This is a genomic window from Methylobacterium sp. CM6241 (assembly GCF_054817845.1).
In genome coordinates, this window is sequence record NZ_CM139246.1 from 3,887,158 (window position 1) to 3,913,403 (window position 26,246).

24 protein-coding genes are annotated in these 26,246 nt (G+C 68.9%); 12 read left to right on the forward strand and 12 right to left on the reverse strand.

Going from position 1 to position 26,246, the window contains the following annotated elements; genetic code table 11:
* Positions 1-17 precede the first annotated feature (17 nt).
* Both ACYQR9_RS18250 and ACYQR9_RS18255 read left to right on the forward strand, forming a co-directional pair.
* A complete protein-coding gene (locus tag ACYQR9_RS18250) occupies positions 18-215 on the forward strand; it encodes a hypothetical protein (protein WP_461227614.1) in 198 nt (65 codons plus the stop codon).
* Positions 216-332: 117 nt separating this feature from the next.
* Entirely contained in the window at positions 333-665 is a 333-nt protein-coding gene (locus ACYQR9_RS18255) for a hypothetical protein (protein ID WP_056427239.1), read from the forward strand.
* A 139-nt stretch (positions 666-804) separates the two neighbouring features.
* Here ACYQR9_RS18255 and ACYQR9_RS18260 read toward each other — a convergent pair whose 3' ends face one another.
* From ACYQR9_RS18260 to ACYQR9_RS18285, 6 genes are all read right to left on the reverse strand, one after another.
* A complete protein-coding gene (locus ACYQR9_RS18260) occupies positions 805-3,783 on the reverse strand; it encodes a response regulator (RefSeq protein ID WP_461227615.1) in 2,979 nt (992 codons plus the stop codon).
* A gap of 68 nt (positions 3,784-3,851) precedes the next feature.
* Complete coding sequence (locus ACYQR9_RS18265) at positions 3,852-5,240, reverse strand: pentapeptide repeat-containing protein (RefSeq protein WP_420604510.1); 1,389 nt, start codon at positions 5,238-5,240, stop codon at positions 3,852-3,854.
* A 4-nt stretch (positions 5,241-5,244) separates the two neighbouring features.
* On the reverse strand, positions 5,245-7,155 hold the full coding sequence (locus ACYQR9_RS18270; RefSeq protein WP_461227616.1) for an AI-2E family transporter: 1,911 nt from the start codon (positions 7,153-7,155) through the stop codon (positions 5,245-5,247).
* Between the two features lie 84 nt (positions 7,156-7,239).
* Positions 7,240-7,620 (reverse strand): response regulator, encoded by a 381-nt coding sequence (locus ACYQR9_RS18275; protein WP_018043373.1) that lies wholly within the window; start codon positions 7,618-7,620, stop codon positions 7,240-7,242.
* Between the two features lie 419 nt (positions 7,621-8,039).
* Positions 8,040-8,501 (reverse strand): DUF4126 family protein, encoded by a 462-nt coding sequence (locus ACYQR9_RS18280; RefSeq protein ID WP_207411948.1) that lies wholly within the window; start codon positions 8,499-8,501, stop codon positions 8,040-8,042.
* 154 nt (positions 8,502-8,655) lie between these two features.
* Positions 8,656-9,453, reverse strand: coding sequence for a lytic murein transglycosylase (locus ACYQR9_RS18285; RefSeq protein WP_056427226.1), 798 nt, complete (start codon positions 9,451-9,453; stop codon positions 8,656-8,658).
* A gap of 475 nt (positions 9,454-9,928) precedes the next feature.
* Here ACYQR9_RS18285 and ACYQR9_RS18290 point away from each other — a divergent pair, with 475 nt between their 5' ends.
* Positions 9,929-12,145: a TonB-dependent siderophore receptor gene (locus ACYQR9_RS18290; RefSeq protein ID WP_246747903.1), complete on the forward strand. Its 2,217-nt coding sequence runs from the start codon at positions 9,929-9,931 to the stop codon at positions 12,143-12,145.
* Positions 12,146-12,225: 80 nt separating this feature from the next.
* Here ACYQR9_RS18290 and ACYQR9_RS18295 read toward each other — a convergent pair whose 3' ends face one another.
* The 6 genes from ACYQR9_RS18295 to ACYQR9_RS18320 form a co-directional block, all read right to left on the reverse strand.
* Positions 12,226-14,547: a TonB-dependent receptor family protein gene (locus tag ACYQR9_RS18295; protein WP_461227617.1), complete on the reverse strand. Its 2,322-nt coding sequence runs from the start codon at positions 14,545-14,547 to the stop codon at positions 12,226-12,228.
* A 62-nt stretch (positions 14,548-14,609) separates the two neighbouring features.
* Positions 14,610-15,020: a hypothetical protein gene (locus ACYQR9_RS18300; protein ID WP_461227618.1), complete on the reverse strand. Its 411-nt coding sequence runs from the start codon at positions 15,018-15,020 to the stop codon at positions 14,610-14,612.
* Positions 15,021-15,045: 25 nt separating this feature from the next.
* The gene (locus tag ACYQR9_RS18305) at positions 15,046-16,434 is read right to left on the reverse strand and encodes a PepSY-associated TM helix domain-containing protein (protein WP_461227619.1); all 1,389 of its coding nucleotides are present in this window, start codon (positions 16,432-16,434) and stop codon (positions 15,046-15,048) included.
* Between the two features lie 42 nt (positions 16,435-16,476).
* Positions 16,477-16,839 carry a hypothetical protein gene (locus ACYQR9_RS18310; protein WP_461227620.1) on the reverse strand — a complete coding sequence of 121 codons (363 nt, stop codon included), beginning with the start codon at positions 16,837-16,839 and terminating at the stop codon, positions 16,477-16,479.
* A 152-nt stretch (positions 16,840-16,991) separates the two neighbouring features.
* Complete coding sequence (locus ACYQR9_RS18315; protein ID WP_461227621.1) at positions 16,992-17,981, reverse strand: S41 family peptidase; 990 nt, start codon at positions 17,979-17,981, stop codon at positions 16,992-16,994.
* Between the two features lie 168 nt (positions 17,982-18,149).
* On the reverse strand, positions 18,150-18,818 hold the full coding sequence (locus ACYQR9_RS18320; protein ID WP_207411974.1) for a GntR family transcriptional regulator: 669 nt from the start codon (positions 18,816-18,818) through the stop codon (positions 18,150-18,152).
* Between the two features lie 299 nt (positions 18,819-19,117).
* Here ACYQR9_RS18320 and mdcA point away from each other — a divergent pair, with 299 nt between their 5' ends.
* From mdcA to ACYQR9_RS18365, 9 genes are all read left to right on the forward strand, one after another.
* Positions 19,118-20,764 (forward strand): malonate decarboxylase subunit alpha, encoded by a 1,647-nt coding sequence (gene mdcA / locus ACYQR9_RS18325; RefSeq protein ID WP_056427207.1) that lies wholly within the window; start codon positions 19,118-19,120, stop codon positions 20,762-20,764.
* 12 nt (positions 20,765-20,776) lie between these two features.
* Positions 20,777-21,088 carry a malonate decarboxylase acyl carrier protein gene (gene mdcC, locus ACYQR9_RS18330; protein ID WP_461227622.1) on the forward strand — a complete coding sequence of 104 codons (312 nt, stop codon included), beginning with the start codon at positions 20,777-20,779 and terminating at the stop codon, positions 21,086-21,088.
* Positions 21,088-22,020 carry a biotin-independent malonate decarboxylase subunit beta gene (locus tag ACYQR9_RS18335; protein ID WP_461227623.1) on the forward strand — a complete coding sequence of 311 codons (933 nt, stop codon included), beginning with the start codon at positions 21,088-21,090 and terminating at the stop codon, positions 22,018-22,020. Before mdcC ends, ACYQR9_RS18335 begins: the two co-directional genes overlap by 1 nt.
* Entirely contained in the window at positions 22,007-22,741 is a 735-nt protein-coding gene (locus ACYQR9_RS18340; RefSeq protein WP_461227624.1) for a biotin-independent malonate decarboxylase subunit gamma, read from the forward strand. Before ACYQR9_RS18335 ends, ACYQR9_RS18340 begins: the two co-directional genes overlap by 14 nt.
* Positions 22,734-23,405, forward strand: a complete 672-nt coding sequence (mdcG, locus tag ACYQR9_RS18345) for a malonate decarboxylase holo-[acyl-carrier-protein] synthase (RefSeq protein WP_461227625.1) — start codon at positions 22,734-22,736, stop codon at positions 23,403-23,405. The genes ACYQR9_RS18340 and mdcG overlap by 8 nt, the downstream gene beginning before the upstream one ends.
* The gene (mdcB, locus tag ACYQR9_RS18350) at positions 23,402-24,265 is read left to right on the forward strand and encodes a triphosphoribosyl-dephospho-CoA synthase MdcB (RefSeq protein ID WP_461227626.1); all 864 of its coding nucleotides are present in this window, start codon (positions 23,402-23,404) and stop codon (positions 24,263-24,265) included. Before mdcG ends, mdcB begins: the two co-directional genes overlap by 4 nt.
* Positions 24,262-25,209, forward strand: coding sequence for an ACP S-malonyltransferase (locus ACYQR9_RS18355; RefSeq protein WP_461227627.1), 948 nt, complete (start codon positions 24,262-24,264; stop codon positions 25,207-25,209). Before mdcB ends, ACYQR9_RS18355 begins: the two co-directional genes overlap by 4 nt.
* Positions 25,210-25,300: 91 nt before the next feature.
* Complete coding sequence (locus tag ACYQR9_RS18360; protein WP_311276803.1) at positions 25,301-25,552, forward strand: hypothetical protein; 252 nt, start codon at positions 25,301-25,303, stop codon at positions 25,550-25,552.
* A 236-nt stretch (positions 25,553-25,788) separates the two neighbouring features.
* Positions 25,789-26,238 carry a GNAT family N-acetyltransferase gene (locus tag ACYQR9_RS18365; RefSeq protein WP_461227628.1) on the forward strand — a complete coding sequence of 150 codons (450 nt, stop codon included), beginning with the start codon at positions 25,789-25,791 and terminating at the stop codon, positions 26,236-26,238.
* Positions 26,239-26,246 lie beyond the last annotated feature (8 nt).

The following is a 26,246-nucleotide window of genomic DNA, read 5'->3' on the forward strand; positions in this document are numbered from 1 at the left end:
GGGATGGGACACGAACCATGAGCGACGGTGCCACCGCAAGCGACAGCCCTTTCATCAAGGGGCGGAACGCCCGCCTCTACGGCAGGACACGCGAAAGCTGCCCCTATTCCGAGGGAAGCGACGATCACGCAGCTTGGATGCAGGCCTTCGACGAAGCCCCCGGCGGCGAAACCGAGACCGAAGCGGGAACCATCGATCCGCAGAACCTGACCTGACCGTCCGCCGTCCGGCCGGAAATGTCCGGCCGGCCTTCCCGTTTCGCTGTCGTCGTGCCCAGGTCTCGACGGGACAGCGATCGTGCGGTCTCGACCCTCCAAGCGCCGGAGTTCCGCATGAACGGACGAAGCCCGAAGGGCGGGTACGGCACCCGCGCCCTCTCTCGGCACATCCTGCCCGCTGCGGGAACGATGATCGGGGTCTGCACGACGCTGGTGGGATTGGTGAAGATCGCCGAGGCCCGGATCGGCCCGAGCCATGTGGACGAGGCCGTTTCCCTGACGGCGATCCTGTTTCTCGCCAGTGCGGCGGCTTCGTATCTCTCGATGCGCCTCGACGATGGCCGTCCCTTCGCTCTCCGGTTGGAGCGGATCGCCGATATCTGCTTCGTCATCGGCCTCATCGGCCTGTCCACGATCACGCTCCTCTTCGCCTACGAGTCGATCTGAACCGACGCGAACCGTCTGCCCGCCTGAGGATGACCGCCGATGTTCGACGGGGACCTCTGCCCGCGGATCGAGGCGTCGCCCGCTGCTTCAGAGCCGACGCCGCGGCCGGCCGCGGCGTCGGAGTCGAGCTCCACCCTTTTTATGAGGCTACGAGGGATCGCAGGGCGTCGGAGAGGTCGGACAGGCTGAGCTGGCCCTTCTGCAGCACTCGGTCGGCCTGGCCGGCGAGACGCCGGCGGTCGTCGGCGGTGACGTCCTTGGCGGTCAGAACGACGACGGGGATGTCGCGCCATTCCGGTTTCGCCCGCAGCGCGCGCAGGAAGCCGAACCCGTCCATCTCCGGCATCATCAGGTCGAGAAGGATCAGGCAGGGTTTCTTCACGGCCACCGCTTCCAGCCCGGCCCGGCCATGCTCGGCCGAGGCCACGCGCCAGCCCTCGCGGGTGAGCATCGCGGTCATCCGCTCGCGCACGTCTGCATCGTCGTCGACGACGAGCACCGGCCCGTCGGATGCCCCTGCCTTGAAACGCTCCATCGCCTCCTTCAGGTGCCCCCATTCGATGGGCTTGTGCAGGTAGTCGGTGGCGCCGAGGGAAAAGGCGAGGCTCTGTTCGTCGAGAACCGTCACCATGATCACCGGCGTCGCCCCGAGATCGGGGTCGGCGCGCAGGGCCCGCAGCACCGACCAGCCGTCCATGCGCGGCATGGTCACGTCGAGGAGGATCACGCGGGGCCGCAGGCTGCGCGCGAGCTCCAGCCCCTCGCGGCCGTCGGCCGCGCTCGCGACCCGGAAACCCTCCTTCTCGAGGAAGCGGGTGAGCAGGTCCCGCGTGGCGGGGTCGTCGTCGATGATCAGGACCCGGTCGCCGGTCTTCGGCGTGGCTGCCGGCTGCGCCGGGGAGCCGTCGGGGGCCTCTTCCCGAGCCTCGGTGGCGGTCTCCCGGTATTGTGCGGGGATCCGGATGGTGAAGGTGGTTCCCTCCCCTTCCCGGCTCGCCACGTCGATCTGTCCGCCGAGCATGGTGGCGAAGGCCCGCGTGATGGCGAGACCGAGGCCTGTCCCGCCGAAGCGGCGCGTCGTCGAGGCATCCGCCTGGGTGAAGCGCTCGAACAGCTTGGCTTGCTGCTCCGGGCTCATGCCGATGCCGGTATCCGTCACGCGGAAGACAAGTGAGGTGGAGCCGGCGATGCCTTCCTGGACGGCCGAGAGGGTGATCTGCCCGTTCTCGGTGAATTTCGCCGCGTTGCTGAGAAGGTTGATCAAGCACTGGCGCAGCTTGGTCTGGTCGGTATGGGCGATGCCGAGATCGTCCGCGAGATCGAGGACCAGGGTATTGCCCTTCTTGGCCACGAGGGCGTCCACGGTGGAGGCCACTTCCCGCACCATCTCGCCCACGGGAAAGGCCTCGGCATAGATCTCCATCCGCTCGGCTTCGATCTTCGAGAGGTCGAGGACGTCGTTGATCAGGCCGAGGAGATGACGGGCATTCGACTCGATCTTGCGCATGTCGGCGAGCAGGCTCTCCTGGCCGAGATCCTCCATCTCCTCCTGCAGCATCTCGGAATAGCCGATCACCGCCGAGAGCGGCGTGCGCAGCTCGTGGCTCATATTGGCCAGGAACTGGCTTTTCGCGCGGTTGGCTTCTTCGGCCGCTTCCTTGGCGGCTTCCAGCGCCTGCTCGGCCTCCTTGCGCGCGGTGATGTCGGTATGGGCGCCGACCCATTCGCGGACCGTCCCCGCCTCGTCGAGGATGGGGACGCCGCGCACGGCCATGTAGCGCCACAGGCCGTCATGGCGGCGCAGGCGGTGCTCGATCTCGTAGAGGGTGACGTGGGTGACCGCATGATCCCAGGCGAGTTGCGTCTTCTCGCGGTCATCGGGGTGGATCGCCGCGAGGAAGCCGTGGCCGGCGGCCTCCTTCGGAGTCTGGCCGGTGAAGCGGGTCCATTCGGACGGCGCGACCGTGAAGCCGCCATCCGGCGGAGTCGCCCAGACGATGGAAGAGGTAGCCTCGGTGAGAGAGCGGAAGCGCTGCTCGCTCTGGCGCGTGCGCTCCTCCGTGAGCTTGCGCAGGGTCTCGTCGGTGACGACGAAACCGACGCCGTCCACCGTCCCGTCGGAGAGGCCCGCCGCGCCCGGCAGCGGATAGACGCTGATCTGGAGATGGCGGACGCCGCCCGGCGCACTCGGGGTCGGCACCGCGACGTCGATATCGGGCGTGATCAGGCCGTTGTCGCGCGCCGCCTCGAATTTCGGACGGAGCAAGTCTTCGAGTTCCGGGAGGGCGGCCCAGATCGGGCCGCCGAGGGACGCCTGGAATCCGCGCGCGTTCATCGTTTCCAGGGCGCGGTTCATGTGGCGGATCGACAGGGTGTGGTCGAGGAAGCCGAGGCCCACGGGGGCGTTGGCCAGAACTCCGTCGAGCAAAGCCGTCATGCGCTGGCTGTCACGGCGGCGCAGCAGGGCGATGCGGCCGAGGAGCGCCATCGCAGCCAGGGCCGAGGCCGCGCAGACGAGGGACAGGATCAGCCCGCGCCAGAATTCCGTCGTCTCGGAGCGGGCGAGGCTGTCGCGGGCATGGTCCTGGCCGACCCGGGTGGCTTCGCGGATGCCGTCCATCATGCGCTTGCCCTCCCCGGTCCGGACGAGGGTCACGGCCGCTTCGAAGCCGCTGGCATCCCGCGCTTCCACCACCCGGCGGGCGAAATCCCGTTCACCCGTGATGAGGGTCCGCAATTCCTGGCGCCGGGCGGTTCCGGGATCGGCGGATTCCGATTCCAGCCGGTCGAGCTCGCCGATCTGTCCGTCGAGGGTGTCGAGCGCCCGTTTGTAGGGCGTGAGGTAGTTCGGCAGCCCCGTCAGGGTGTAGCCGCGCATGCCCGTCTCGAGGTCCTTCATGGTCGAGAGCAGGCGCTCGTTCAGCGTGATGATGTCGTGCTGGCGGGTGGCTTCCGTTCGGCTGCGCTCGGCGAACACGTAGTTGGCGAGGCCCGCGATGAGGGCGACCGCGAACAGGGCGAAGGCGACGGGTGATCCGGGGATCCCCTTCAGGGCGGTGGGAACCGTCTTGGGGCTGCGCCAGCGCCAGAGGCGACGGGAGGAGGTCGGGGTGCTCATCGGGGCGGCTCGCGGTGATGTCGATGACGGATCGGTGGTGTGCGGGGGACGGCGCGTCCGGCGAATGCCTATCGTCGCAGCCGGTTGCCCAGCACGAAGCCGAACAGGCCCATCAGGATGATCCCGGCGGCGCCTTCGATCCCGACGAGGAGGTTGGTGAACCTCCCGACCGGCTTGACGCCGATCTCGGGAGGGTTCGCCGTCATCATGTTGAGGGCGCTGTAGCTGAGGAGGTCGAGGGGATTGTACGTCGCGCTCCCGCTGCCGCCCTCGGGGATCAGCCCGCCGGCGATGCCGAACAGGGCGCCGAAGACGAAGATCAGGATCACGAAGGCACGGGCGATGCGCGACAGGCTCTCCCCGTAATCGCACAGCCATTCCACGAACCGGTCGGCGACCCAGCGATATCCCGATTGCAGGACGGGCTTCCAGGTTTGGGGCGCCCGGGTCCGTCGGGCCCAGGCCGCCCGCGCCTCGGCGCCGGCATGGAGCCGGCCCATGCGCCGGCCGCGCTTGTAGGCCCAGCTCGCCTCGTCATGGCTGCCGATGCTCTTCATGTTGTGCTCGATGGCGAGATAGCTCGCCTGAGCGGCCTCGTATTCGCCCGCGATCTCCTCACCGACCGCGCCGCCGAGCTGATCCACCCGAAAGCGGACGCCGGTGAGGAGCGCCCCGGAGAACCGCGCATGGCGCAGACGGCACGACATCAGGTTGAGGCGCACGAGGTTGGTGTCGGACAGATCGGCCCCCGACAGGTCGGCCCCGTCGAGGGCGACGCCGGCGAGGCTGGCGCCGCGCAGGCGCGAGCCAGTGAGACGCGCCTTCTTGAGGCTCGCCCCGTCGAAATTGGCGAAGGTCAGGTTCATGTCGGAGAGGTTCGCCTCATCGAGGCGGCCGCCATCGAACCGGCTGTAATCGGCATCCGCTCCGGTGAAGTCGGCTCCCCAGAGATCGGCGCGGGCGAAGGTCGCGCCGTCCAGCAGAGCACGCTGCATCCGGGCGAAGCGCATCGTCGCGCCCGTGAAGTTGGCGTCCTCCAGCATGGCGTCGGAGAAATGCGCTTCGCCGCCGACGATGCCGGTGAAATCCGCGCCGCTGCAATCGGCCTCGCTGAAATTCGCTTCCTCCAGGATCGCGCCCTCGAACCGGGCCGAGCGCGCCAGTGCCCCGACGAGGGAGGCGCCGGACAGGTTGGCGCCGGACAGGTCGGCCTCGACGAGATCGGCTCCGTCGAGATGCGCGCGGGACAGGCCGAGGCCGCGATGCCTGCCGTCCCACCATGGGGGAGCCGCTTCGCCGGTCGGGATGCGCGCCAGCAGATCCTCGCGCCCGGCCCGGAGGCCGGACAAGGCGAGCCGGTCCTCATCCGCGCGGAAAGGACGCCCATCCGCCTCCGTGATCCCGGCCAGAAGCCCATCGGTGGCGGCATGAGATTGGGCGGGGTCGCGAGCGGTCATGGCCTCAGCCGCGTCCCGCCCGCTCCGGCGCGGCATAGCGCAGGGCCGCGTCGAGGGCATCGTTGAGGGAGGTCACCAGCACGTCGGCGGAGGTGGTCCGGCGAAGGCGGTCGAGGGTCGAGGGATCGCGCTCGCGCCAGAACCCGACGAGCACCTTCACACCGGGAAGCTCCTTACGGGCCTGGCGGACGGTGAGGCGGATCTGCGAGAGGCTGACCGGTTCGAGATAGGAGAAGCAGATCATCGCAATCTCGTCGGTGCGCTCCGGCCGCTTGTCTGCGCGCAGGTCGGCCAGCGAGGTCATCTGGGCGGCCAGACCATGGCGACCGAGGATCTGGCTGAGCATCAGGGTCGCCGCCTCGTCGAAGGGACCGCGGCTCGAGACGCAGAGGATCGGGGTGGTGCCGCGCCAGTTCGTAGCGAGATCGTCCCGCGCCAGGACGATGCCGGCGCTGCTGCGATCCGGTCCGGCGGCGGCGATGGCCGCCGCCGCTTCGGCATTCGCGGCGGAGCCCGACCGCTTGATCGGCGCGAGCTTGAGCCTGTCGACCACGGTGCGGATCGCCGCGCCGACCTCGCTCTGGCGCGACCGGTCGAGGGCCCCGCGGGCGAGGTCGTCCTGCGCGAGGCGAAGGCCCGCCAGCACGACCTCGTCGTAATAGGTCACCAGCGCCCGCGCCTTCAGCACCTGCCGGCCCTGCTCGATCGCCTCGGCGGGGTCTCCGGCGAGCATGCGCTGGTAGAAGATTTCGGGCGGCGCCAAAGCGGGCTGGTCGCCGAGGATGACGTCGAGGAACCAGAGCCGGTCCACGTGGCGGCCGAGGACGACGAGACAGACCGTGATCGGCGTCGCGAGGACGAGGCCGATCGGTCCCCAGAGGAAGGTCCACACCGTGGCCGCCAGGATGACCGCCAGCGGCGAGAGGCCGGTGGAATGGCCGTAGAGCAGCGGTTCGACCACATGGCCGGCGATGGGCTCGACGATGAGGAACAGGAGCGCGGTGGCGATGACCATCGACCAGCCGGGATCCACCGCAGCGGCCAGGATCAGGGGCAGAAGGGCGCTGATCGCGCCACCGATATAGGGCACGAAGCGCAGGATCGCCGCCAGCACGCCGAACAGGATCGGGCTCGGCACCCCGATGAACCAGAGGCCGGTGCCGATGACCGCGCCGAAGGCGATGTTGAGGGCGAGCTGCGCCAGGAAGAACCGGCTCAGCCGGCTGGTGGCGTCGTCGATGGCCGCCGTGGTGCGGCGCAGGTCGCCGGAGCCGGCGAGCCGGATGGCGCGGTTCCGCAGGTCCTCCCGCTGCAGCAGGATGAAGATCGTGAACAGGAGGATCAGGCCTGCTGTGGCGAGCGGGTGCAGGATCGGTCCGACGAAGGCGCCGAGCGTCGTGGCGAGGGCGGCCTGCGGGGTCGCGACCACCACGTGGAGGGGGTTGGCGCGGCTGCCCGATCGGCCCGGAAGATCTTCGTCCTTCGGGGCCGCGGGCTGCAGTTCCTCGCCGAGGTCCTGCACCATGTCGACGATGCGAGACAGGGTTCCGCTGCCCGAGGTCGCCTCCTTCACCGAGGCGATCTTCTCGCGGATGGTGATCTGGTAGCGCGGCAGGTCGGAGGCGAGCTGGCCCGCCTCGGTGGTGATGAGCAGCCCGACCCCGATGATCGCCGCGAAAGCCGCCACCACCACGAGGGGCGCCGCCGCGGCGCGCGGCACCATCGCCCGCCTCAGCACGCGCACGGCGGGCACCAGGACGAAGCTCAGGAGGATCGCCAGGACTACGGGTACGATGATGTCGCGGCCGAAATACAGCATCGACGCGATGGTGACGACCAGCAGGCACGAGGCCAGGATCGTGAACACCGGCATCGCCTGCCGCATCAGGCGCGCGGTGATGGGATCGTCACTCATGGAGGATGGGTCTTCTCGTCTCGACGCGTGTCAGTGGAAGCCCCGTCCCGACGGGACGCGCGAAGTCCTGGATCGGACCGTCGGTCAGGCCGGCGTTTCCGCGCCGCCCAAAGCCGCGCCGATCTGGGTGAGGAGCTTGGAGAAGTCGATGGGCTTCGGATGGTAATCGTCGCAGCCGGCCTGGATCGCCTTGTCGCGGTCGCCCAGCATGGCGTGGGCGGTGAGCGCGATGATCGGGATGTCCCGGGTGTCGCCGCTGGATTTCAGGGCGCGGGCCGCCGACCAGCCGTCGAGGATGGGCAGGTTCATGTCGAGAAGGATCACGTCCGGCCGTCCGGCGCGGGCCTGCTGCACGCCGGCCTCGCCGTCATGGGCCAGGATGACGTCGTAGCCACGTCGCTTGAGACGGCGGGACAGGAAGTCCCAGATCTCTTCATGATCTTCCACCAGCAGGATCTTGGCCATCAACGGAACTCCGGCATCATCTCGACCCGACTCTTCGGGCCTGCGCTTGCGTGATCGTTCGTTCGGGAGGCCTGGATCCCTCTCGCACGACCACTCGTGTTGAAGACATCGGTCTCCGTGCCTGCCGGCCCGGCCACGACGTCCCTGCCCCCTCCGCCGCCGGCTGGAGCCGGACATGTCCGGCCGTGCGGCGGAGGGGTGCAAAGGTCATCGCCCTCTCCTCGCCCGGCCCCGGATGGTCGCTCCCCACGGCGGAGCGTCCTGGTGTCAGGCGTGACGATGAACTGCAACGCACCAATCGCGCTTCCGGTCCTCGATGCCGACAATTCTATCGTCCGTCACGGACGAGATACGAAGCGGCAAGCCGGGAAGAGATCGAATCCGTCGGCGGGGCCGGGAGGCGAAGCCCGGACGCGGTGCTAAATTGCGCTCGTGACAAGGATCGCGGCGATGACGGCGACGGCATCCTCGATGAAGGCGGCCGGCCGGTCCGAACCGAAGGAGGCGGCCATCCATGCCCTCGCCCGGGAGCCGACCAGCGTTCCGATGACGGCGCCCGCCGCGCCCGCCAGGGCTCCGGCGACGGGCTGTCCGAGGCCCGTCCCGATCGCACCGCCGCAAAGGGCGCCGCTCGCGATCCGCGCGGCGAACTGCACGGGCACGGTGCGGCTCGGCGTGGCGGGAAGCGTGTCCGTGACGAACTCGGCGAGTGCGAGGAGGGTGAGGATGACGGCCGTCGAGCGGTAGCCGAGAAAGGCGAGCCAGCTCCCGTCGAGGGAGATCCAACCGAGATGCGCCGCCCAGGCGACGGCCGCCGGCGCGGTCAAGGTCCGCAGACCCGCCACCATCCCGATCAATCCCGCGAGAACGATCCCGGCCATGGAGTTTTCCTGCTGCGACGCCATCGTCGAAGCCGGAAGATCGACCGGGCACGGGCCAAGTCAAGGTGGGCTTAGGGAAGCGGCGCCGCGCGTGTCCCCGAAACGATCGGCTCGACCGAACGAAAACGGGGCCCCGCAGGGCCCCGAAAATCCGTCACTCGCCGTCGATCTGGCGTCCGAGCTGGGCAATCGCCTTCTGGTAGACGGTGGCGGCGTTCCATCCCTGGATGGCCGCGAAGTTCGGCTCGCCCGGCTGGTAACCGGCTCCGGCCCTCCAGCCGTGGCCCTTGAGGAAGTTCGCGGTGGCGTTGAGCGCGTTGGGGGCGCTGTCGAGGCTTCCGCCGGTGCTGTAGGTCAGCACGTTCTTGGGCAGGAACTGGGTGTGGCCGACCTCGCCATGGGCGGCGCCGCGGGTCGAGGCGTTGAGGATGCCACGATCGACGAGGGTGAGGGCCGCGTAGAGCTGGTCGGTGAAGAAGTCCGAACGGCGGCAATCGTAGGCGAGGGTCGCCACGGCGGAGAGCGTATTGATATTGCCGCGAACGGCGCCGAAGCCCGTCTCCATGCCCCAGATCGCCAGGAGCGGGCCGGCCGGCACGCCGTAGCGCTGCTCGATCGAGGCGAACAACGCCGCGTTGGTCTGTTTCAGCTTGCGGCCGCGCGCGACGATGGTGGGGCCGCCGCGCTTGGCCAGGAACTGGTCGAGAGTCAGGCGGAAGCTCTTCTGGCCCCGGTCGGCAGAGATGGTGGCGCCGGAATAGGAGGTCTCCATCAGGGCGGCGAGGCTCGCGGCGCTGGCGCGTCCCTTCGCTTCCTGCGCGAACTGGGTCTTCCACGCCTCGAAACCGCTGGCCGTGTTGCCGCACTGGGCCGCCTGCGCCGTGCCGGCCATGCAGGCCAGGGCACCGAGGCCGGCGGCGATGATGGCCCCCTTGTAGCCGCGTCTGGTCATCCGAAACTCCTTCGTCGCGGCAGCTCTCAGGAGACCGCCGGCTTTGCCGATCGCCCTAAGCCGTTCCGCATGGGAAGGCTACAACCTTGCTGAGGTGTCGGGGCACCCGGTCCCAGTTCCCGACAAGATGTGATCTTACGGTTACCACCCTGACCGTCCGCGAGTGCCCTGCCTGAGCTCGATCCGGCCGCGTTGCACAATCCGCCGACTCCGCGATGCGCTCGATTCCGCTCGCCTCCGAGGGGGATGCGATCGGACGCACATCGCCTCGCGCCGTCGATAATCAGGCTATTGTGCATGCAAGGAAAAGCAGTGGAAATTTATTGGCGCATGAAATATCGGTTAATATGAAAAATATCACCTATTTATTCGTCACTAAATTGCATATTTAGAAGAATTACAATGTTTCTACTGGATATTGTCAGAATATATCATTGGTAATACTTGTGATCCCGGAGTGTTTCCGGAGCCGACAATGCAAGACCAAACAGGATGCCTGACAAACGCGGTGGGGCTCGACCGCCGAGCCGCCAACCGCTTGCCGTGGTTGCTGGCGGGCGGAGCCGCCCTCGTCCTCGCGGACACGGCCTGGGCCCAGAACGGCCCCGTGGTGCAGGCCGCGTCCCCGATGGCCGTGTCCCTCGATCAGATCACCGTCGACGGCGATGGCCGGAGGACCATCGGGTATCAGCCCCGGCGCACCAGTTTCGGGGCCGGGTCGGACACCTCGCTCCTCGACACGCCCGCCAACATCGCCGTGGTGCCCGCCACGGTCCTGCGCGACCAGGCCGTCCTCTCCCTCGACGAGGCCCTGCGGAACGTCAGCGGCACCGCCCAGGCCAACAGCCTCGGGGGCACGCAGGAAGGCGTGATCCGGCGCGGATTCGGGACCACGCGGGACAGCTCGATCCTGCGGGATGGCCGCCGTACGGTCCTGCAGCAGAACTTCAATTACGCCATCGAGCAGGTGGAGGTGCTGAAAGGGCCCGCCTCCCTGCTTTACGGCATCTCGGAGCCTGGAGGTCTCATCAACCTCGTCTCGAAGCGTCCCGAATTCACGTCACACGGCGCCCTCGGCATCACCGGGACGAGCTTCGGCGGCGGTCTCGTCCAGGCCGACGTGACCGGGCCGATCGAAGGCACCAACCTCGCCTACCGGGTGGTCGGCGATTTCCAGGATTATCAATACTGGCGCAATTTCGGAGCGATCGAACGACAGGTCGTGGCACCATCACTCACCTGGAAGGGCGACGACACCAAGGTGACGGTGGCCTACGAGTTCTCGCATTATAATATTCCATTCGACCGCGGCACCATCTTCGATCCGCGCACCGGCCGTCCCCTGAAGGTCCCGCGCGACCGCCGCTTCGACGAACGCTTCAGCAGCGTCGACGCCACGAGCCATCTCGCCAGCCTCGACATCGAGCATCGCTTCAACGACGATTGGCGGCTGCATTTCGGCTACAGCTTCAGCCATCTCGGCTACGACGACAATCAGGTCCGCGCGGTCTCGTACAATGCCGAGAGGGGCATGCTGACCCGAAGGGCCGACTCGACCCAGGGCGGCGACTTCAACGCGCATGTGGCACGCCTCGACCTGACCGGACGCGTCGACACGTTCGGCCTGCGGCACGACATCCTGGCCGGCGCGATGTACGAGCGGGTGGATTACTTCCGCAAGACCACCATTCGCGGAGCGAACCAGGGCGGCTTCAACGTCTTCGACCCGATCTATGATCGCCTCGGCCCGTCGAGCCAGGTTTCGCTCACGGGGAGTGACGTCCGCGACCGGCTCAACAACACCAGCCTCTATCTCCAGGACTCGTTCCACCTCACCGACCAGCTCATCCTGGTGGCCGGAATCAGCGCGCAGATCTACGATCAGCTCGCCTATGCCGGACGACCGTCCGTGGTCACCACCGACATCAACGGCGTGCAGCCGGTCCCGCGTGCCGGGATCGTCTACAAGCTGACGCCCGATCTCTCGCTCTATGGCAGCTTCAGCCGCTCGTTCCGACCCAACGTCACCGATCTCGAGACCAACGGCTCCCTCGCCCCCGAGGAAGGCGAGGCCTACGAGGTCGGTGTGAAGGCGGATCTCGGCCCCGGCCTCACCGTGACGGGAGCCATGTTCGACGTCGAGAAGGCCAATGTGCTGGTCACCCAGGTGGTGGACGGGGCACGGCTCGCCACCACCGCCGGCAAGGCCCGTTCGCGCGGGTTCGAACTCGATTTCGCCGGCCAGATCCTGCCCGATTGGGCGGTGATCGGCAGCTACGGCTTCACCCAGGCCCTCGTGACCGAGGATCCCATCCTCGCGGGCAAGGAGCTTCAGAACACGCCGCGCGTGACGGCCTCCGCCTTCCTCACCCACCAGTTCGGCGCGGTGACGCGGGAGGGCGAGCTCGGCTCCATGCGCCTCGGCCCCGGTTTCCTCGAGGCCGGCTTCGGTACCCGTTACATCGGCGAGCGCCCGGGCGATGCCGCCAACACCTTCACCATGCCTCACTACCTCGTCTGCGATGCCTTCCTGGCCTATCGCACGGCGGTGAACGGTCGGGCGACGACGATCCAGCTCAACCTCAAGAACCTGTTCGACGAGACCTATTATACGTCATCGGCGGCCAGCAACCTGCTGGTGGCCGTGGGCGAGCCGTTCCAGGCCCTGGTGACGGCGCGCGTGACGTGGTGACGGCAATCCGCCGATAGGCAGATTTCACGATCAGCCCCGATGGCGGCGGGCCGGGTGTAGCATCCGGCCCGCCGCCATCGTCAGAAGGAAAGTCTCATTCCCGCGACCACGTTGCGCGGCGCCCCGGCGAAGACCGAGCCCGTGGTGGCGGCGAGCACGCCCGCACCGTTCTGCAGGCCGCTCGTGGCGCTGAGGGAGTTCGCGAGGTTCTGGGCCGAGGAGACGTAGGTCTCGTCGAAGACGTTGCGGACTTCCGCATAGAGGCTGATGCGTTTGGCGTATCCGCCGGGGAGGTCAGCCGCGTAATGCACGTTGGCATTGACGATGGTGTAGCCCGGCGCCTTCAACTGGTTGGCGTTGTCGAGGAAGAAGCCGTCCTGGACCACCGCTTCCACATAGGCACCGAGGCCGGCGAGCGGCCCTGTCGGCTGGTCGTAGCCGATGCGGGCGAGGAGCTGGTGGGCGGGCACGCCCGGGATGGCGTTGCCGGCGCGGTCGAACCTTTCGGTGAAGGCTCCGGCGCTGAGTTGCTCGGTGTATGTCGTATAGATCTGGTCGTCGAACGTGTAGGCGGCGACCGCGCGCCATCCGGGTGAGAAGGCCCAGTCCGCCGCGAACTCGATGCCGCGATGCTCCGAGGCCGGGGCGTTGAACGTGTAGCTCAGAAGCCCGGCACCGGGGGATTGCGAGACGAGCTCGTTGCGGAAGAACTCGTAGAAACCGGTCAGGCTGAGGCGCAGATTTTCTGTCGGAGTCCAGTCGGCGCCGAGATCGAAGCCGAGATTCTCCTGGGTCTGGAGCTGGGTGTTGCTGCCCGGAAGGCCGGCGGGGGTGATGAACAGGTTGCTCGCCGCCGGCGTGGTGTATCCCGTGGCGGCCCGCCCCCGGAAGGCCCAGGCGGCGTTCGGCCGGTAGACCAGGGCGAGTTCGGGCGCGACGTTGAGGAAGCTGCGGTCGGTCGTCGCCACCGTCGTCGTCCGTCCCGCCGCCGAATAGCCGTAGGCGAGGTTGCGCCCGGTGATGGTGGTGTTCTCCGCCGCGATGCCGAGGACACCCGTCCACTGATCCGAGAGTGTGACCTCCGTCCTTGCACGGCCACCGAGATTCGATTGCACCGCCTCCTGGTCGCCGATCAGCGCGCCGAGCGTCGGTCCGCCATAGGGGGCGCGGTTAAAGGTGGTGATGTGGTTGTCGATGGTGTTGTAGGCGAGCGCCACGTAGCCCACCGCCGGCAGGCCGAAGAGGTCGCCGCGCCGGGTCAGGTCGGTGAGGAAGTTCCAGGACGGATAGGAGCCGCGCGACGAGGACGTATAGAAGGGCTGGTTGAAGTTGCGCTCGTCGAAGCCGAGCTGCGTGCGCCACGTGGTCTGCGCGTCGATATCGTGCTCCCAGCGCGCCGCCACGATGGTGCGGCGGTCCTTACGCCCGAAGGCGCCCTCGTCCGCCGTCACCGGCACGGTGGCGCCGAAGGCCCCGTTGATGCGCAGGTTCGTGAGCGTGCAGCCCGGGGCGGCGGTGGCCGCAGCCGCGCAGCTGCGCTGGTAGGGATTGATGCCGAACTGGTCGAGGGAGGAGCGGGCGGGAAGGTCCGCGTTCACCTGGTTGTTGATCACCTTCAGGGTGAAGCGGTTGTCCGGGGTGGGCGTGTAGCTCGCCAGCAGGTTGATGGTCTGGGTGTCGTAGGAGGAATGGCCCTGGTAGCCATTGCCGCGCGCGTCGCTGGCGAACAGGCTGATCTCCACCGGACCACTGGCGCCGCCAACGGTGAAGTAATTGCTCAGATAGCCGAAGCTGCCCGCCTCGGTGCCGATCTCGTAGCCGTTGATCTCGCGGCCCGTCCGCGTCCGGAAGGCCAGCGCGCCGCCGGTGGCGTAATTGCCGAACAGGGCCGATTGCGGCCCGCGAAACACGTCGATGCGGGAATAGGCGCGCGGATCGACGAGATCGAAGCGGGAGGCCCCGTCCGGCTGCGTCAGGATGAACCCGTCCTCCAGAACCACCATGTTCTTGGTGACGCCGGTGGAGCGGGCGTTGTTGCCCCGGATCGAGATGACGACGTCGCGCGCGCCGTTGCCCTGGCGCACGGTGACGCCCGGGCTGTTGACGAGGACCGAGCCGATATCGGTGGCTGGGCGATTGTCGATCGTCCCGCTGCGCCCGACCTGCGTCACCACCTGCCCTACGGGCTGTTCGATGACGCTGGGGGCCGAGCCCTGGGGCGAGGCGACGCCGAAGCCGCTCCGGCCTGGCTCTCCGATAACGGAGAGTTCCGGCAGCGTGACGCCGTCCTCGGCGGCTTGCGCCAGGGCGTCGGCATTCGCGAGCGGCAGGGCGGCGAGGGCGAGGAGGGCATGCCGGGCGCCGATGCGGCGGGCGGCATGAGGGGGACGGGAGGATGACATCGAGGGGAGCATTCCGGATCGCGGCAGAGGGGATGCGCCGTGGGGAGACGGCGCGCGCTGGATCAGGACGCATTCGGCGGTGCGCGCGGCTGGCCGGCCGGGCGATGTGGACGGGCCGGCTCGGATGGCGGCGGGATCGGCCAGGCCAGCGCGTGCCATCCCTGGCGCCGCGCCACCGATGGCGCTTGGGGAACGAGGGGGCTCGACAGCCCGACCGCGCAGAGCGGGCAGGCCTTGCAGGCCGGCGCGGCGGGAGACTGATCCCCGATGGCGGGGGAGCCCTCCGCATGACCGCAGATCGCCGAGAGCACGAGCGGGTCGACCGAGGTTCCCGCTACGGCGTGGTCCGCCATCATCCGCAAGCCGGCCAGCGGTGCGATCGCCTGTCCCCACAGGGCGAGCAGGATCAACCCGCTGCCGAGGCAGAGGCGCATGGCGCGCAGGGCGCGAAACTGGCGGATGAGGTCGGTCACGGGGGCTGCTCCCGCGTCGATGACGTCAGGCGACCGCCGGTCGCCGCGCTTGGCGCCGCAGGACCTGGATGCCGAGATCGAGCCCGATCATGGCGAGGATGGCGAGGCCGGTCAGCGGAAACAGCGCGCCCAGCCCGAGGACCAGGGCGGTGACCGTGGCGGCGATCCGGCGGTCACGCGGCCAGGGCGGGACGCCGAGACCGCCCGCCGGCCGCCGCTTCCACCACATAGTTCCGGCTGTGACGCTGAGCAGGATCGTGGCGAGGCAGAAGGAGAGCATCGCCAACTGGTTCAGGCGGCCCCAATACTCGCCCTTGTGCAGGCCGATTCCGTACTGGATCGCCTGCCCGACGCCGCCGAGATCGGCGAAGGCCACGTCCACCAGAGGGGCGCCGGTATATTGGTCGAGGGAGATCAGCCGCTGGCGGTCGACGTCGCGCGGGTAGATCGCGGCGGCATAGATTCCGGTGGGTCCCTCGGGCAGCGCGACCTCGTAGCCGCGTGGCATGCCGAGGCCGTCGAGGATGGCCAGGGCCCGGTCGAGGCCGATGGCGGGCGCGTCCGCCGGTTGCGAGACCGGCATCGGCGCGTCCTCCATGGTCCAGCCCGCCTGGGTCAGCCGGTCCTTCATCGGCACGGCGGACACCGCCCTCCCCGCCCACAAGGCGCGCGGCTGGCCGAGCCCCGCCTCGTTGGACAGGGCGCGGACCTGCTGGCCCCACCAGACCGACCAGGGCAATCCGGTGATCGCGAGGAAGAACAGGCCGGCGCCGGCCACGAGGCCCGTCACCGCATGCAGGTCCCGCCACCAGACCCGCTTGGACGGCCTCGCGCGGATCGTCACGACACCACCCCCCTGCCTGCGCGGCCACCACAGATAGGTGCCGGTGACGACGAGGATGATCGCGAAGCCTGCCACTACCTCCACGATCCCGTTGGCGACCGTGCCGAAATAGCTGAGGCTGTGCAGGCGCCTCACCACCATCATCGGGTCGTTCTCGGTGTTCACGACGTCGAGGACGTCGGCGTTGTAGGGGTTGAGGTAAACCTGAATCCGGCTGGCGCCTTCCCGCATGGTCACGAGGGTGGAGGCGGTCGCGGAGGCCGGGCCGGTGAAGGAGACCGGCACACCGCCCGGAACCGCTTCGGAGGCGGTGTAGACGAGGCGGCTCGCGCTCACGGGCGCTCGGTTCTGCGCCGCCACCTCGGTCCGGTGGGCGAAGAGCGTGGCGTTGATCTCGTCCTTGAACAGGTAGATCGCGCCGGTCGTCGAGAGCAGGACGAGAAAGGGTAGGCACAGCAGGCCGGCGTAGAAGTGCCAGCGCCAGACGGCGCGATAGATGCCGTCGCGGGACACGCGCATGGCGTCGGACCCGCGAAATGCGTGGGCGCCGCCCTGGGACGATGGGGTCATCGGGAACAATCCGGGTCTGAGCGATCGAAACGGTCTGATCTCTCAGGCGGATGGCGGACCTCGCGATCCGATGGATTGGTCGGGCGGTGCCCGCGCGGCGGGGACCACCACATCCGGACGTGGCGGAAGCGGGGTGGGGCGAGCCTGCCAGACCACCGTCGCGAAGGCCGTGTCCGGTCCCGGCGCCTGCGGTCCCGCATGGGCCGCCGTGCAGCACGCATGCGCGCAGGCCGGGCTCGCATCGGCGGGATCGCCCGGCGCGTCATGCCCGCAGAGGGCGCTTCCCCATCCCGCCGGGGCCGGTGGCGTCATCGTGCCGAGGAAGGCCTGGAGGCACAGGCCGTAGAGCGCGATCATGGCGATGATCGCGCGCAGGCCGGCCGTCCCTGGCGAGAGCTTCCGCATGATGAGGCCTTACGGCACGGGTTCGCGCGCCGTCAACGTGGCGAGCGGATCGGTGGTGTCTCGGTGTGCGGTATGGCTGTGGGCGACGGAGCGGGTGATGTCTTTCCTTTCTGCTTTCCCGAAAGGACGAGCTGAAAGTGCACGTGCCGGCCCTACAACTTGCTGTCGCGCGTCGCCAAAGCCAGCGCCGCTTCTTGCGTGACCTCGGAGGTGGCCGCCACATTCGGGCTCACGCCGACACCGCCCCAGTTGCCGCCCGTTATCGGATTCGCTGCCCTGCCGGTCGGCACGACGACGAAGAAATCCGAGCCGAGCTCGTTGAGGCCACCCGGATTGGCGCCCCCGCGCGTTTTCTCACCGACGATGGTCGCGCGTTTCAAGGCCTGTAGATCGTAGGCGAACTCCTCGCCTGCCGAATATGTCTTGGGACCGACCAACACGTAGACCGGCTTGCCGAGGTAGCTCACGCGGGTGGGCGAACTCCAGAACGACTCCGTTCGGAAACTCGTCGTCCCGCGATTGCGCCAGATCAGATCATTGATGTGAACGCGCTGGCTTGGATCGAGAAAGAAGCTGACGAGGTAGGCGACGGAAGCCGGATGGCCGCCGCCATTGTCGCGCATGTCGACGATGAGCGCAGCGGTGTCCGATAGGTCCTGCATCGCCTTGTCGGCGGCCGGCTTGAAATCCCCGGGCGGAACGAAGCTGGCGAGGTGGATGTATCCGACATTGCCAGCCAACCGCTTCACCTGAAAGCCGGCCCCTCGCATGTCCAAAGGCTTGGGCCGGTTCGCGAAGGGATCGCCATGGATCACCCTCACGTGGTTGTCGCTGGTCAGCGACCGCAGGCGTTCGGTGAGTTGCGTGGCGAACTCGCCGGGATCGCTCGCCTTCGCATAGGCATGGGCATCCAGATCACGTTGGATTGCATCCGCGGCCTGCTTTCCCAGATCGGGGAATACGTATCCTTCCCTCAGCTCGGTGGCGATGCCGCTCACGACCTTCCTGACCGTATCTGGGGCGAGGGGTACAGGCTTCAAGCTTTTCGACGAAACATCAGCCATGGAAACGGAAGGGTTCGCCGCGATCACAAGTATAGTTGTGCAAAATACTGCTGCGACAACGGATCGACGACGGCGCATGGCTAAACCTCCAACGATTCCCGGCAACCATATTGTCCGCCATGGGCAAGGGCCAGCGAGGTCGCCCGACTTTTCGCAAGGCTCGAACGCCGCCGCTGGCCCAGAGCAAATTCCAAACCAAAGTACGACTGGCGGAACCCATCCCGTCCGCCGTCGCGATTGATCGCTTCACGCGCCGGCATGCTCGGCGATGTAATGGCCGATGGCACTGGCGGCGTTGAGCATGTGGGCGCGCATCCGCCTCGCGGCGGCGTCGCCGTCGCCCTCGGCGATGGCCGCCAGGATCTCGCCGTGCTCGGCGCGGGAGGTCCTGATCCGCTCGCCATGGCGCAGCTGCGTGCGGCGAAACCCCGAGAGCCGCGTGCGCAAGGCGAGCGCCTGTTCCAGCAGGAAGCCGTTATGGGTGGCGCCGTAGAGGGCCTCGTGGAAGCCGCGGTTCAGCGTGTCGTAGGCGTCCACATCGCCCGCCTCCACCATCGCCTCCGATTGGGCATGCAGGTCCATGAGGTGGCTGCGCTCGAGCGGTGTCATCCGGTAGGTGGCGAGGCGCACGCACATCGCCTCGAACTCGGCGGTGGCCTCGAACATGTCCATGATCCGCTCCGGCGTCATCCGGGTGACGACGACGCCCCGGCGGGGCCGCAACTCCACGAGCCCGTTGAAGGCGAGCTGGCGCAACGCCTCCCGCACCGGCGTCCGGGAAGCGCCGAAGCGGTCGGCGAGGTCCTGTTCGTCGAGGGCCGTGCCCGCGCTCAGGGTGCCGGCCGCGATCTCGTCGGTCAGGGCGTTGCGGATCAGGTCGGAGAGAAGCCCCCGCTCCTCGGCGATGCCGTCCATGATCGTCGTCCCCTCCCCGCTTGTATTGCCGGACCACCTCACGATGTCCCTCATCCCAGATGGGGCGGATCGTCAAGCGGGAGAGGGATGATCCTAGCACGCCCGGAATGCCGAGGCCTTGCCATCCGGCTCTCTCGTATTCTTTACCTCGCCGATAACCCATATCGGTATACCCAGAATTGACTTGGTCGCCAGACGGGGTACGCATGGCGCGATACGGGACGGTCCGCGACCTGTCGCTGGCCGCGCGTTCCCACGGTCTCCGCCGATGCGGGGCCGGATGACGAGAGGCGGATCGGATGGCCGATTGGCGGGTGCAGCGGAAGGCCAGGGACGCGCGGATCGAGCGCGGCCGCGCCCATGCCGAGGGCAAAGTCGTGTCCGCTTCGGCGGTGGTCGACCTGCTGGAGGCGGTGCTGCTGCCCGGCGACCGGGTCTGCCTCGAAGGCGACAACCAGAAACAGGCGGATTGCCTCGCCAGGGGCCTGAGCGCCTGCGACCCGGCACGGGTCCACGACCTGCACATGGTCCAATCCGGCATCGTGCTGCCCGAGCATCTCGACATTTTCGAGCAGGGCATCGCCCGTCGCCTGGACTATTCCTATTCCGGGCCGCAGGGCGCGCGCATCGCCCGGATGCTCTATGGCGGGCAGATCGCGCTCGGCGCGGTGCACACCTATCTCGAGCTTTTCGCACGCTACTTCATCGATCTCACACCCAACGTCGCCCTCATCGCGGGCGTCTCGGCGGATCGTGACGGCAACCTCTATACCGGCCCCAACACCGAGGACACGCCGACGGTGGTGGAGGCGACCGCCTTCAAGAACGGCGTCGTGATCGCGCAGGTGAACGCAATCGTCGACCGGGTGCCCCGTGTCGACATCCCCGGCGACCGGGTGGATTTCGTCGTCGAGGCCGACAGGCCGTTCTACGTGGAGCCGCTCTTCACCCGCGATCCGGCGGCGGTCACCGAAACGCAGATCCTGATGGCCATGATGGCGATCAAGGGGATCTACGCCGAATACGGCATCCGCCGCCTCAACCACGGCATCGGCTTCGGCACCGCCGCCATCGAATTGCTGCTGCCGACCTTCGCCGAGCGGCTCGGTCTCAAGGGCAAGATCGCCACCCACTGGGCACTCAACCCGCATCCGAGCCTGATCCCGGCGATCGAATCGGGCTGGGTCGAGCAGATCCACTGTTTCGGCTCGGAAGTCGGGATGGACCGCTACATCCGCGAGCGGCCGGACGTGTTCTTCACCGGCTCGGACGGAAGCCTGCGCTCCAACCGCGCCTTCTGCCAGACGGCGGGGCTCTATGCCTGCGATCTCTTCATCGGCTCGACCCTGCAGATCGACCTCCAGGGCAATTCCTCCACCGTCACCACCAACCGGGTGGCGGGGTTCGGCGGCGCGCCGAACATGGGTTCCGATCCCCATGGCAGGCGGCACCCCTCGGACCCCTGGATGAAGGCGGGCGAGGAGGCCGGCGGCACCGGCGATCCGGCGCTACGCCGGGGCCGCAAGCTCGTGGTGCAGCTGGTCGAGACCTTTGGCGACAAGCTGGTCCCGGCCTTCGTGGAGCGGCTCGACGCTCTCGAACTGGCGCGCAAGCTCGATCTCGAACTCGCTCCCGTCATGGTCTACGCCGACGACGTGACCCACATCGTCACGGAAGAGGGTATCGCCAACCTGCTCCTGTGCCGGACGCTCGACGAGCGCGAGCAGGCGATCCGCGGGGTCGCCGGCTACACCGATGTCGGGCGCGGCCGCGACAACGCCACGGTCGAGTCCCTGCGGGCGCGAAAAATCATCCGCCGGCCGGAGGATCTCGGCATCGATCCCCTGGACGCCGACCGCTCGCTCCTGGCCGCGCGGTCGATCAAGGACCTCGTGCACTGGTCGGGCGGCCTCTACGAGCCGCCGGCCAAGTTCCGGAACTGGTGAGGGAGCGCCCCCATGGAAAAGCTGACCTTCCGGCATCGGACGGCAAAGCCCCTGCCCGGCACCAAGGCCCAGGCGATCACCGGCGTGGTCGCCTCGGGCAACCTCGAAGTGCTGATGGAGCGCAGTCTCGCGCCCGACGAATGCACCGTCGAGATCGATACCGCGATCAACGGCTATGGATCGGTCTGGGAGGCCGTGGTCTCCGATTTCGTGGCGCGCCGACAGCCCGGCGGCCTGCGCATCACCATCAACGATGGCGGGGCACGGCCCGACACCGTGACCCTGCGCCTGCTCCAGGGCGCCCGGCTGATGGAGGCCGTGTGATGGCGATGAGCCCCGTCTCCCTCTCCGCCGATCCCCTCGACCAGAGTTGGTACGAGGCCAGCGCCCGCGCCCGCCTCGACGCCCTCGTCGATCCTGGCACGTTCGAGGAGTTCCTCGGCCCCGAACAGCGGGTGATGAGCCCGCACCTGCCCGCCTTCGACCTGCCGCGCGCCTTCGACGATGGCATCGTGGTGGGACGCGGGCGCCTCGACGGTTCGCTCGTCCTCCTGGCCGCGCAGGAGGGCCGGTTCATGGGCGGGGCCTTCGGCGAGATCCATGGCGCGAAGCTCGTCGGCCTGCTGCGGGCGGCCCTCCAGGTGAAGCCGGCGGCGGTGTTGATCCTGTTCGATACCGGCGGCGTCCGGCTGCAGGAGGCCAATGCCGGCGAGACCGCCATCGCCGAGATCATGCGGGCCATCGCCGATCTGCGCCGGGCCGGCGTGCCAGTGATCGGGCTGATCGGCGGGCGCGCCGGCTGCTACGGCGGCGGCGGCCTCATCGCCGGCACCTGCTCGCGCCTCGTGGTCTCGGAGGGCGGACGCATCAGCGTCTCCGGCCCGGAGGTGATCGAGACCAACAGGGGAGCCGAGGAGTTCGATTCCCGCGACCGGGCGCTGGTCTGGCGTACCATGGGCGGAAAGCACCGCCGCCTCATCGGCGGAGCGGACGCTTTCGCGGACGATACGATCCGAGCGTTTCGCGATGCCGCCCGCGAACAGATCGGCAAGGCGCCGGCTTTCGATCTCGCCACCCTGGAGGCCGAACAGGCTCGCCTCGAAGCCCGCCTCGACCGGTTCGGCGATGCGCGGGACGCCACCGAGATCTGGGGCCGCCTCGGGGTGAACGATCCGGCCGCCGTGCCGGGCTTGGACACGGACCGGTTCGACGCCCTTCTCGCCCGACTGCCGGAGGCGCCCCATGACGCTCGCTGAAATCCTGGCCTCGCTGTTTCCCGAGGGGCGGCACGGCGTCGAGGTCGCGGACGGCCTCATCGGCGGCGAAGGGCCTTTCGGGGCGGGCCGTCTCGCGGTGGTCGGGATCGACGGCAACACCCCGCTCGGGATCGAGGGGGCCTGTCTCCTCGCCGGGCGCGTTCTCGATGTGGTGCGCCGGGGCGGCGGGACGCCGATCCTCGTCGCCGTGGATTCCGACAGCCAGCGCATGAGTCGCCGTGACGAGCTGCTCGGCCTCAACGAATATCTCGCCCATCTGGCGAAGGCATTGCTGCTCGCCGATGCCAGCGGCCACCCCACGATCGGCCTCGTCTACGGGCACACGGCGGCCGGTGCCTTCATCGCCACCGCCCTGGCGACGCGGGTACTCGCTGCCCTGCCCGGCGCCCATCCGAGCGTGATGGATCTGCCCTCCGTGGCGCGGGTCACGAAGCTCCCCCTCGAACGGCTGGAGGAGATGGCGACATCCACCTCCGTCTTCGCGCCCGGCCTCGACAACATGGTGAAGGCGGGGGCGGTCCATGCCGTGCTCGACCCCACGGCACCGCTCGGCCCCCAAATCGAAGCCCTCATCGCCGGGAGTTCCACAACGGATGGCCGCGACGTTCTCGGCCTGGAGCGCGGCGGGCGGCTCATGGCCCGCGACATCGCCGGTCGGGTGGTACGCGCGGCGACGGGCGACGTGGCACGCCGTGACTGAGGACGAGGCGTCGGGTCTGGCCCGCCACGACCTCCTGCGCGTCGACCCGGCATCCTGGGAGCGCCTCGTCGCCGGCCGCCAGGATCTCGACGGCGTCCCCCATCTCGCCGAATGGGCCCGTCGCGGCTGGCCGGTCATCACCCGACGCCGCGATCCTGGCGAGCCTGCGGACCACATCCCCGCCGGCCTGCCGCTGCCGCCTTCCGCTGGCAAGCGCCGGATCGGCCTCGCCTTGCCGGCCGCCGCCGCGAGCCGGCTTGCACCGGTCACCCTGGATCGGGCGCGCGAGACCGCACCGCCGGCCTGGCGGCCGGTGGTCGATGAGGTGATGGCTCTCGGCCGCGAGTGCCGCCTCGTGCCAAATGTGTTCGGAAGCCTGCTGTGGCAGGCACTGACCGGCTTGTCCTATCTCGGGTCGGGCTCCGATCTCGACCTGCTCTGGCCGGTCTCTGGCCGGGTCGATCCTCGCTTTCTGCAGGGCCTCGCGCGGATCGAGATAGGCGCGCCGATGCGCCTCGATGGCGAGATCGTCCTGCCCGACCGGGTCGGCATCAACTGGCGCGAACTGCTCGACGCCCCCGAGGGCGGAACCGTCCTGTGCAAGGGGCGGGAGAGCCTGGCCCTGCGCCCCGCCGCCTCGTTCCTCCGGGAGGCGGCGTCATGATCGCCCGCGCCCGCTCTCCGGTCAGGGACGCCCGGATTCCGCTCAGCCCCGGCGACATCGCGGAATGCGCGGTCGAGTCCCTGCGCCTCGAAGTCGAGACCTATCCGAAGCCCGGCCTCGTCAGCCATGTGGATCGCGGCAGCCATGCCGACATGGATGCCGGCACCTTTCGCGCCAGTGCCACGGCCCTCCTGCCCTACTTCGCCGAGTTGGCGGATGCCGGCGCTGCGGGGGGCGGCATGTCCACTCTTCGCCGGATCGGTATCGAGGCCGAAACCGTCATGCGGGAGGCGACGGGCGGGGTGAACACCCATCGCGGCGCCATCTTCGGCCTCGGCCTGCTCACCGCTGCCGCGGGCGCCCTCGCCCACACGGCCTGCCGCTTGCCGCCGGGAGCGCTCGGGCGTCACGTGAGCGAGCGCTACGGCGACGCGATCCTCGCCGGACCCGTCCTGCTCCATGCGCCGGGAGCGGCGGCGCGGCGGCGCTACGGAATCGGCGGCGCGCCCGCCGAGGCTGCGGCCGGATTTCCGACCCTCTACGCCATTGGGCTGCCCGCCCTGCGCCGGGCGCGGCATCTCCGCCTCGGCGATGAGGAGGCGGCTCGCGTCGAGACCTGCTTCGCCCTGATCGCCCATCTCGAGGATACCAACCTGCTCCATCGCGGCGGCGAGGCGGGCTATGCCTTCGCCCGCGCCACGGCCACCGCCTTCCTCGCCGGGGGAGGCGTCGCGCGGGACGATTGGCGGGCACAAGCGGAGGCCGTCCACCGGGCCTTCGTCGCCCGAAACCTAAGCCCCGGCGGCAGCGCCGACCTCCTCGCCATGACCCTGTTCGTCGACGGAATGGAGGCGGCATGAGTTTCGCGGTCCTGCTCTCGGGCCAGGGCGGGCAGAATCCCGCCATGTTCGATCTCATGGCCGATCATCCCGCCGCGCAGGACATCTTCGCGGCGGCGACGCCCCTCCTCGGCGCCGACCCGCGCGACTTCGCCCGGACGGGCGGCCCGGCCCTGCACGGGAACCGCACCGGTCAGATCCTGTGCTGCGTCGCCGGCCTCACCGCATGGAGCGTCCTACGGGAGAGGTATCCCGGTCGTGTGGTCCTTGCCGGCTACAGTATCGGCGATCTCGCTGCCTGGGGCTGCGCGGGGCGGTTCTCGCCCGCTTCGATCCTGCATCTGGCCGCCGCACGGGCCGAGGCGATGGATGAGGCCAGCGGGCCGGGCTACGGGCTCGCGGGCCTTCGCGGCCTGTCGCGCGCGCGCGTGACGGCCCTGGTCGAGGAGCATGGCTGCCATCTCGCCATCCTCAACGCCGCCGACAGCGTCGTCGCCGGCGGGGCGGTGGCCGATCTCGAATCGCTCTGTGCTCGGGCTCTCGCCTCGGGGGCGGCGCGGGCGGTGGTTCTGCCGGTCCATACACCCTCGCATACGCCGCTCCTGGCGGCGGCCAGTGCGCGGTTTCACGCGGAGGTGGCGCGGGCCGAGATCCTGACGCCGTCTCGCCTCGGCCCGTCGCCGCCGCCTCGCCTCCTCAGCGGTCTCGATGGTGCCCCGGTCTTCGACGCCGCCAAAGGGCTCGACAAGCTGGCCGAAGCGATCTCGCGGACCATCGATTGGGCGGCCTGTCTCGACGGCATCCGCGAGGCTGGGGCGCGGGCCGTGCTCGAACTCGGCCCCGGCCATGCCCTGGCGACCATGGCGCGGGACGCCATGCCGGACGCGGCCGTCCATGCCGTCGCCGATTTCCGCTCCCTGTCCGGGCTCATGGACTGGCTCGCGGCGAATGCCGGCACGGGCTGACCCGCCCGGTTCTCTTTTGCCTCGTTGCGCCATCATCCGTGTGAACCCCAAGCCCCGCCGCTGCGTTGACGGTGGTAGGGGAGGCTTGACCATGTCGAGATGGATCTACGGGGCCGGTATCCTGGGGGCCGCGCTCGCATCGTCGGGCCCCTGTGCCGCTCAGAACATGGCGCTCACACCGCCCGCGCCGCCGGCGAACGCCAGCCCGAGTGAGCCCGTCCGACATCCCGAGCCTCCTGCGCGACCGCAGCTCCATGCTTTCAGCGGCGAGCTTCCGAACCAGAGGACCGGCCCGATGCGCAACCGTGTGGTCCGCGACATCTGCATCGGCTGCGACCGCTGAATCGGCGGGTCGGGCGAGGGCCGGACATCATCCAGAAACAGAGCGGCGCGAAACGGATCCGCTGCGCTCCGACTGCCCCCAAGCGAGGCGTGGCGGATGGACGGAGCGGTGCGCCGATGGTGCGCCGCTCCGTCCGTCTTCATGACCGCGCGGACGGGTCGCGCGACGAGACGGGATGTCCCGAGTTTTCCGCCGGTGGTCTATGGATGTCCGAGTGACATCCACCGGAGACGCGTTTGGCTAGCCGCTATGGGCTCGAGATCCGGGCTGCTACCGCTGCCGACGCGGCGGGCCTTGCCTCCCTGTTTCAGGCATCGGGACAGTCCATTGCGGCGAGCGATCTGGCCGAGCGGCTGGATTCCCTGCGCCTCGGGAGCGGGACCGCCCTCATCGCCGTCGAATGGGGGCCGCCGAGCGGTCTTGTCGTCCTGCACTGGTATCGCTCCCTGACGGCGGCTCAGCCCGTCGCCCAGATCACCGGCCTCATGGTCGGACCGGACGAGCGCCGGCGCGGGATCGGCCGTCTCCTGCTGAAGGCGGCCTCGCAGGCCGCTCGCTCGGCTGGATGCGCGACCCTCGAACTCGCCGCCTCGCCCGGCGAGGAGAGCCTGCGGGCATTCTGCGCCAGGACGGGGTTCGAGCCGGCCGGATCGCTATTCACCCGGCCGCTGCGCAAGAAGAGCTGATGCCGGTC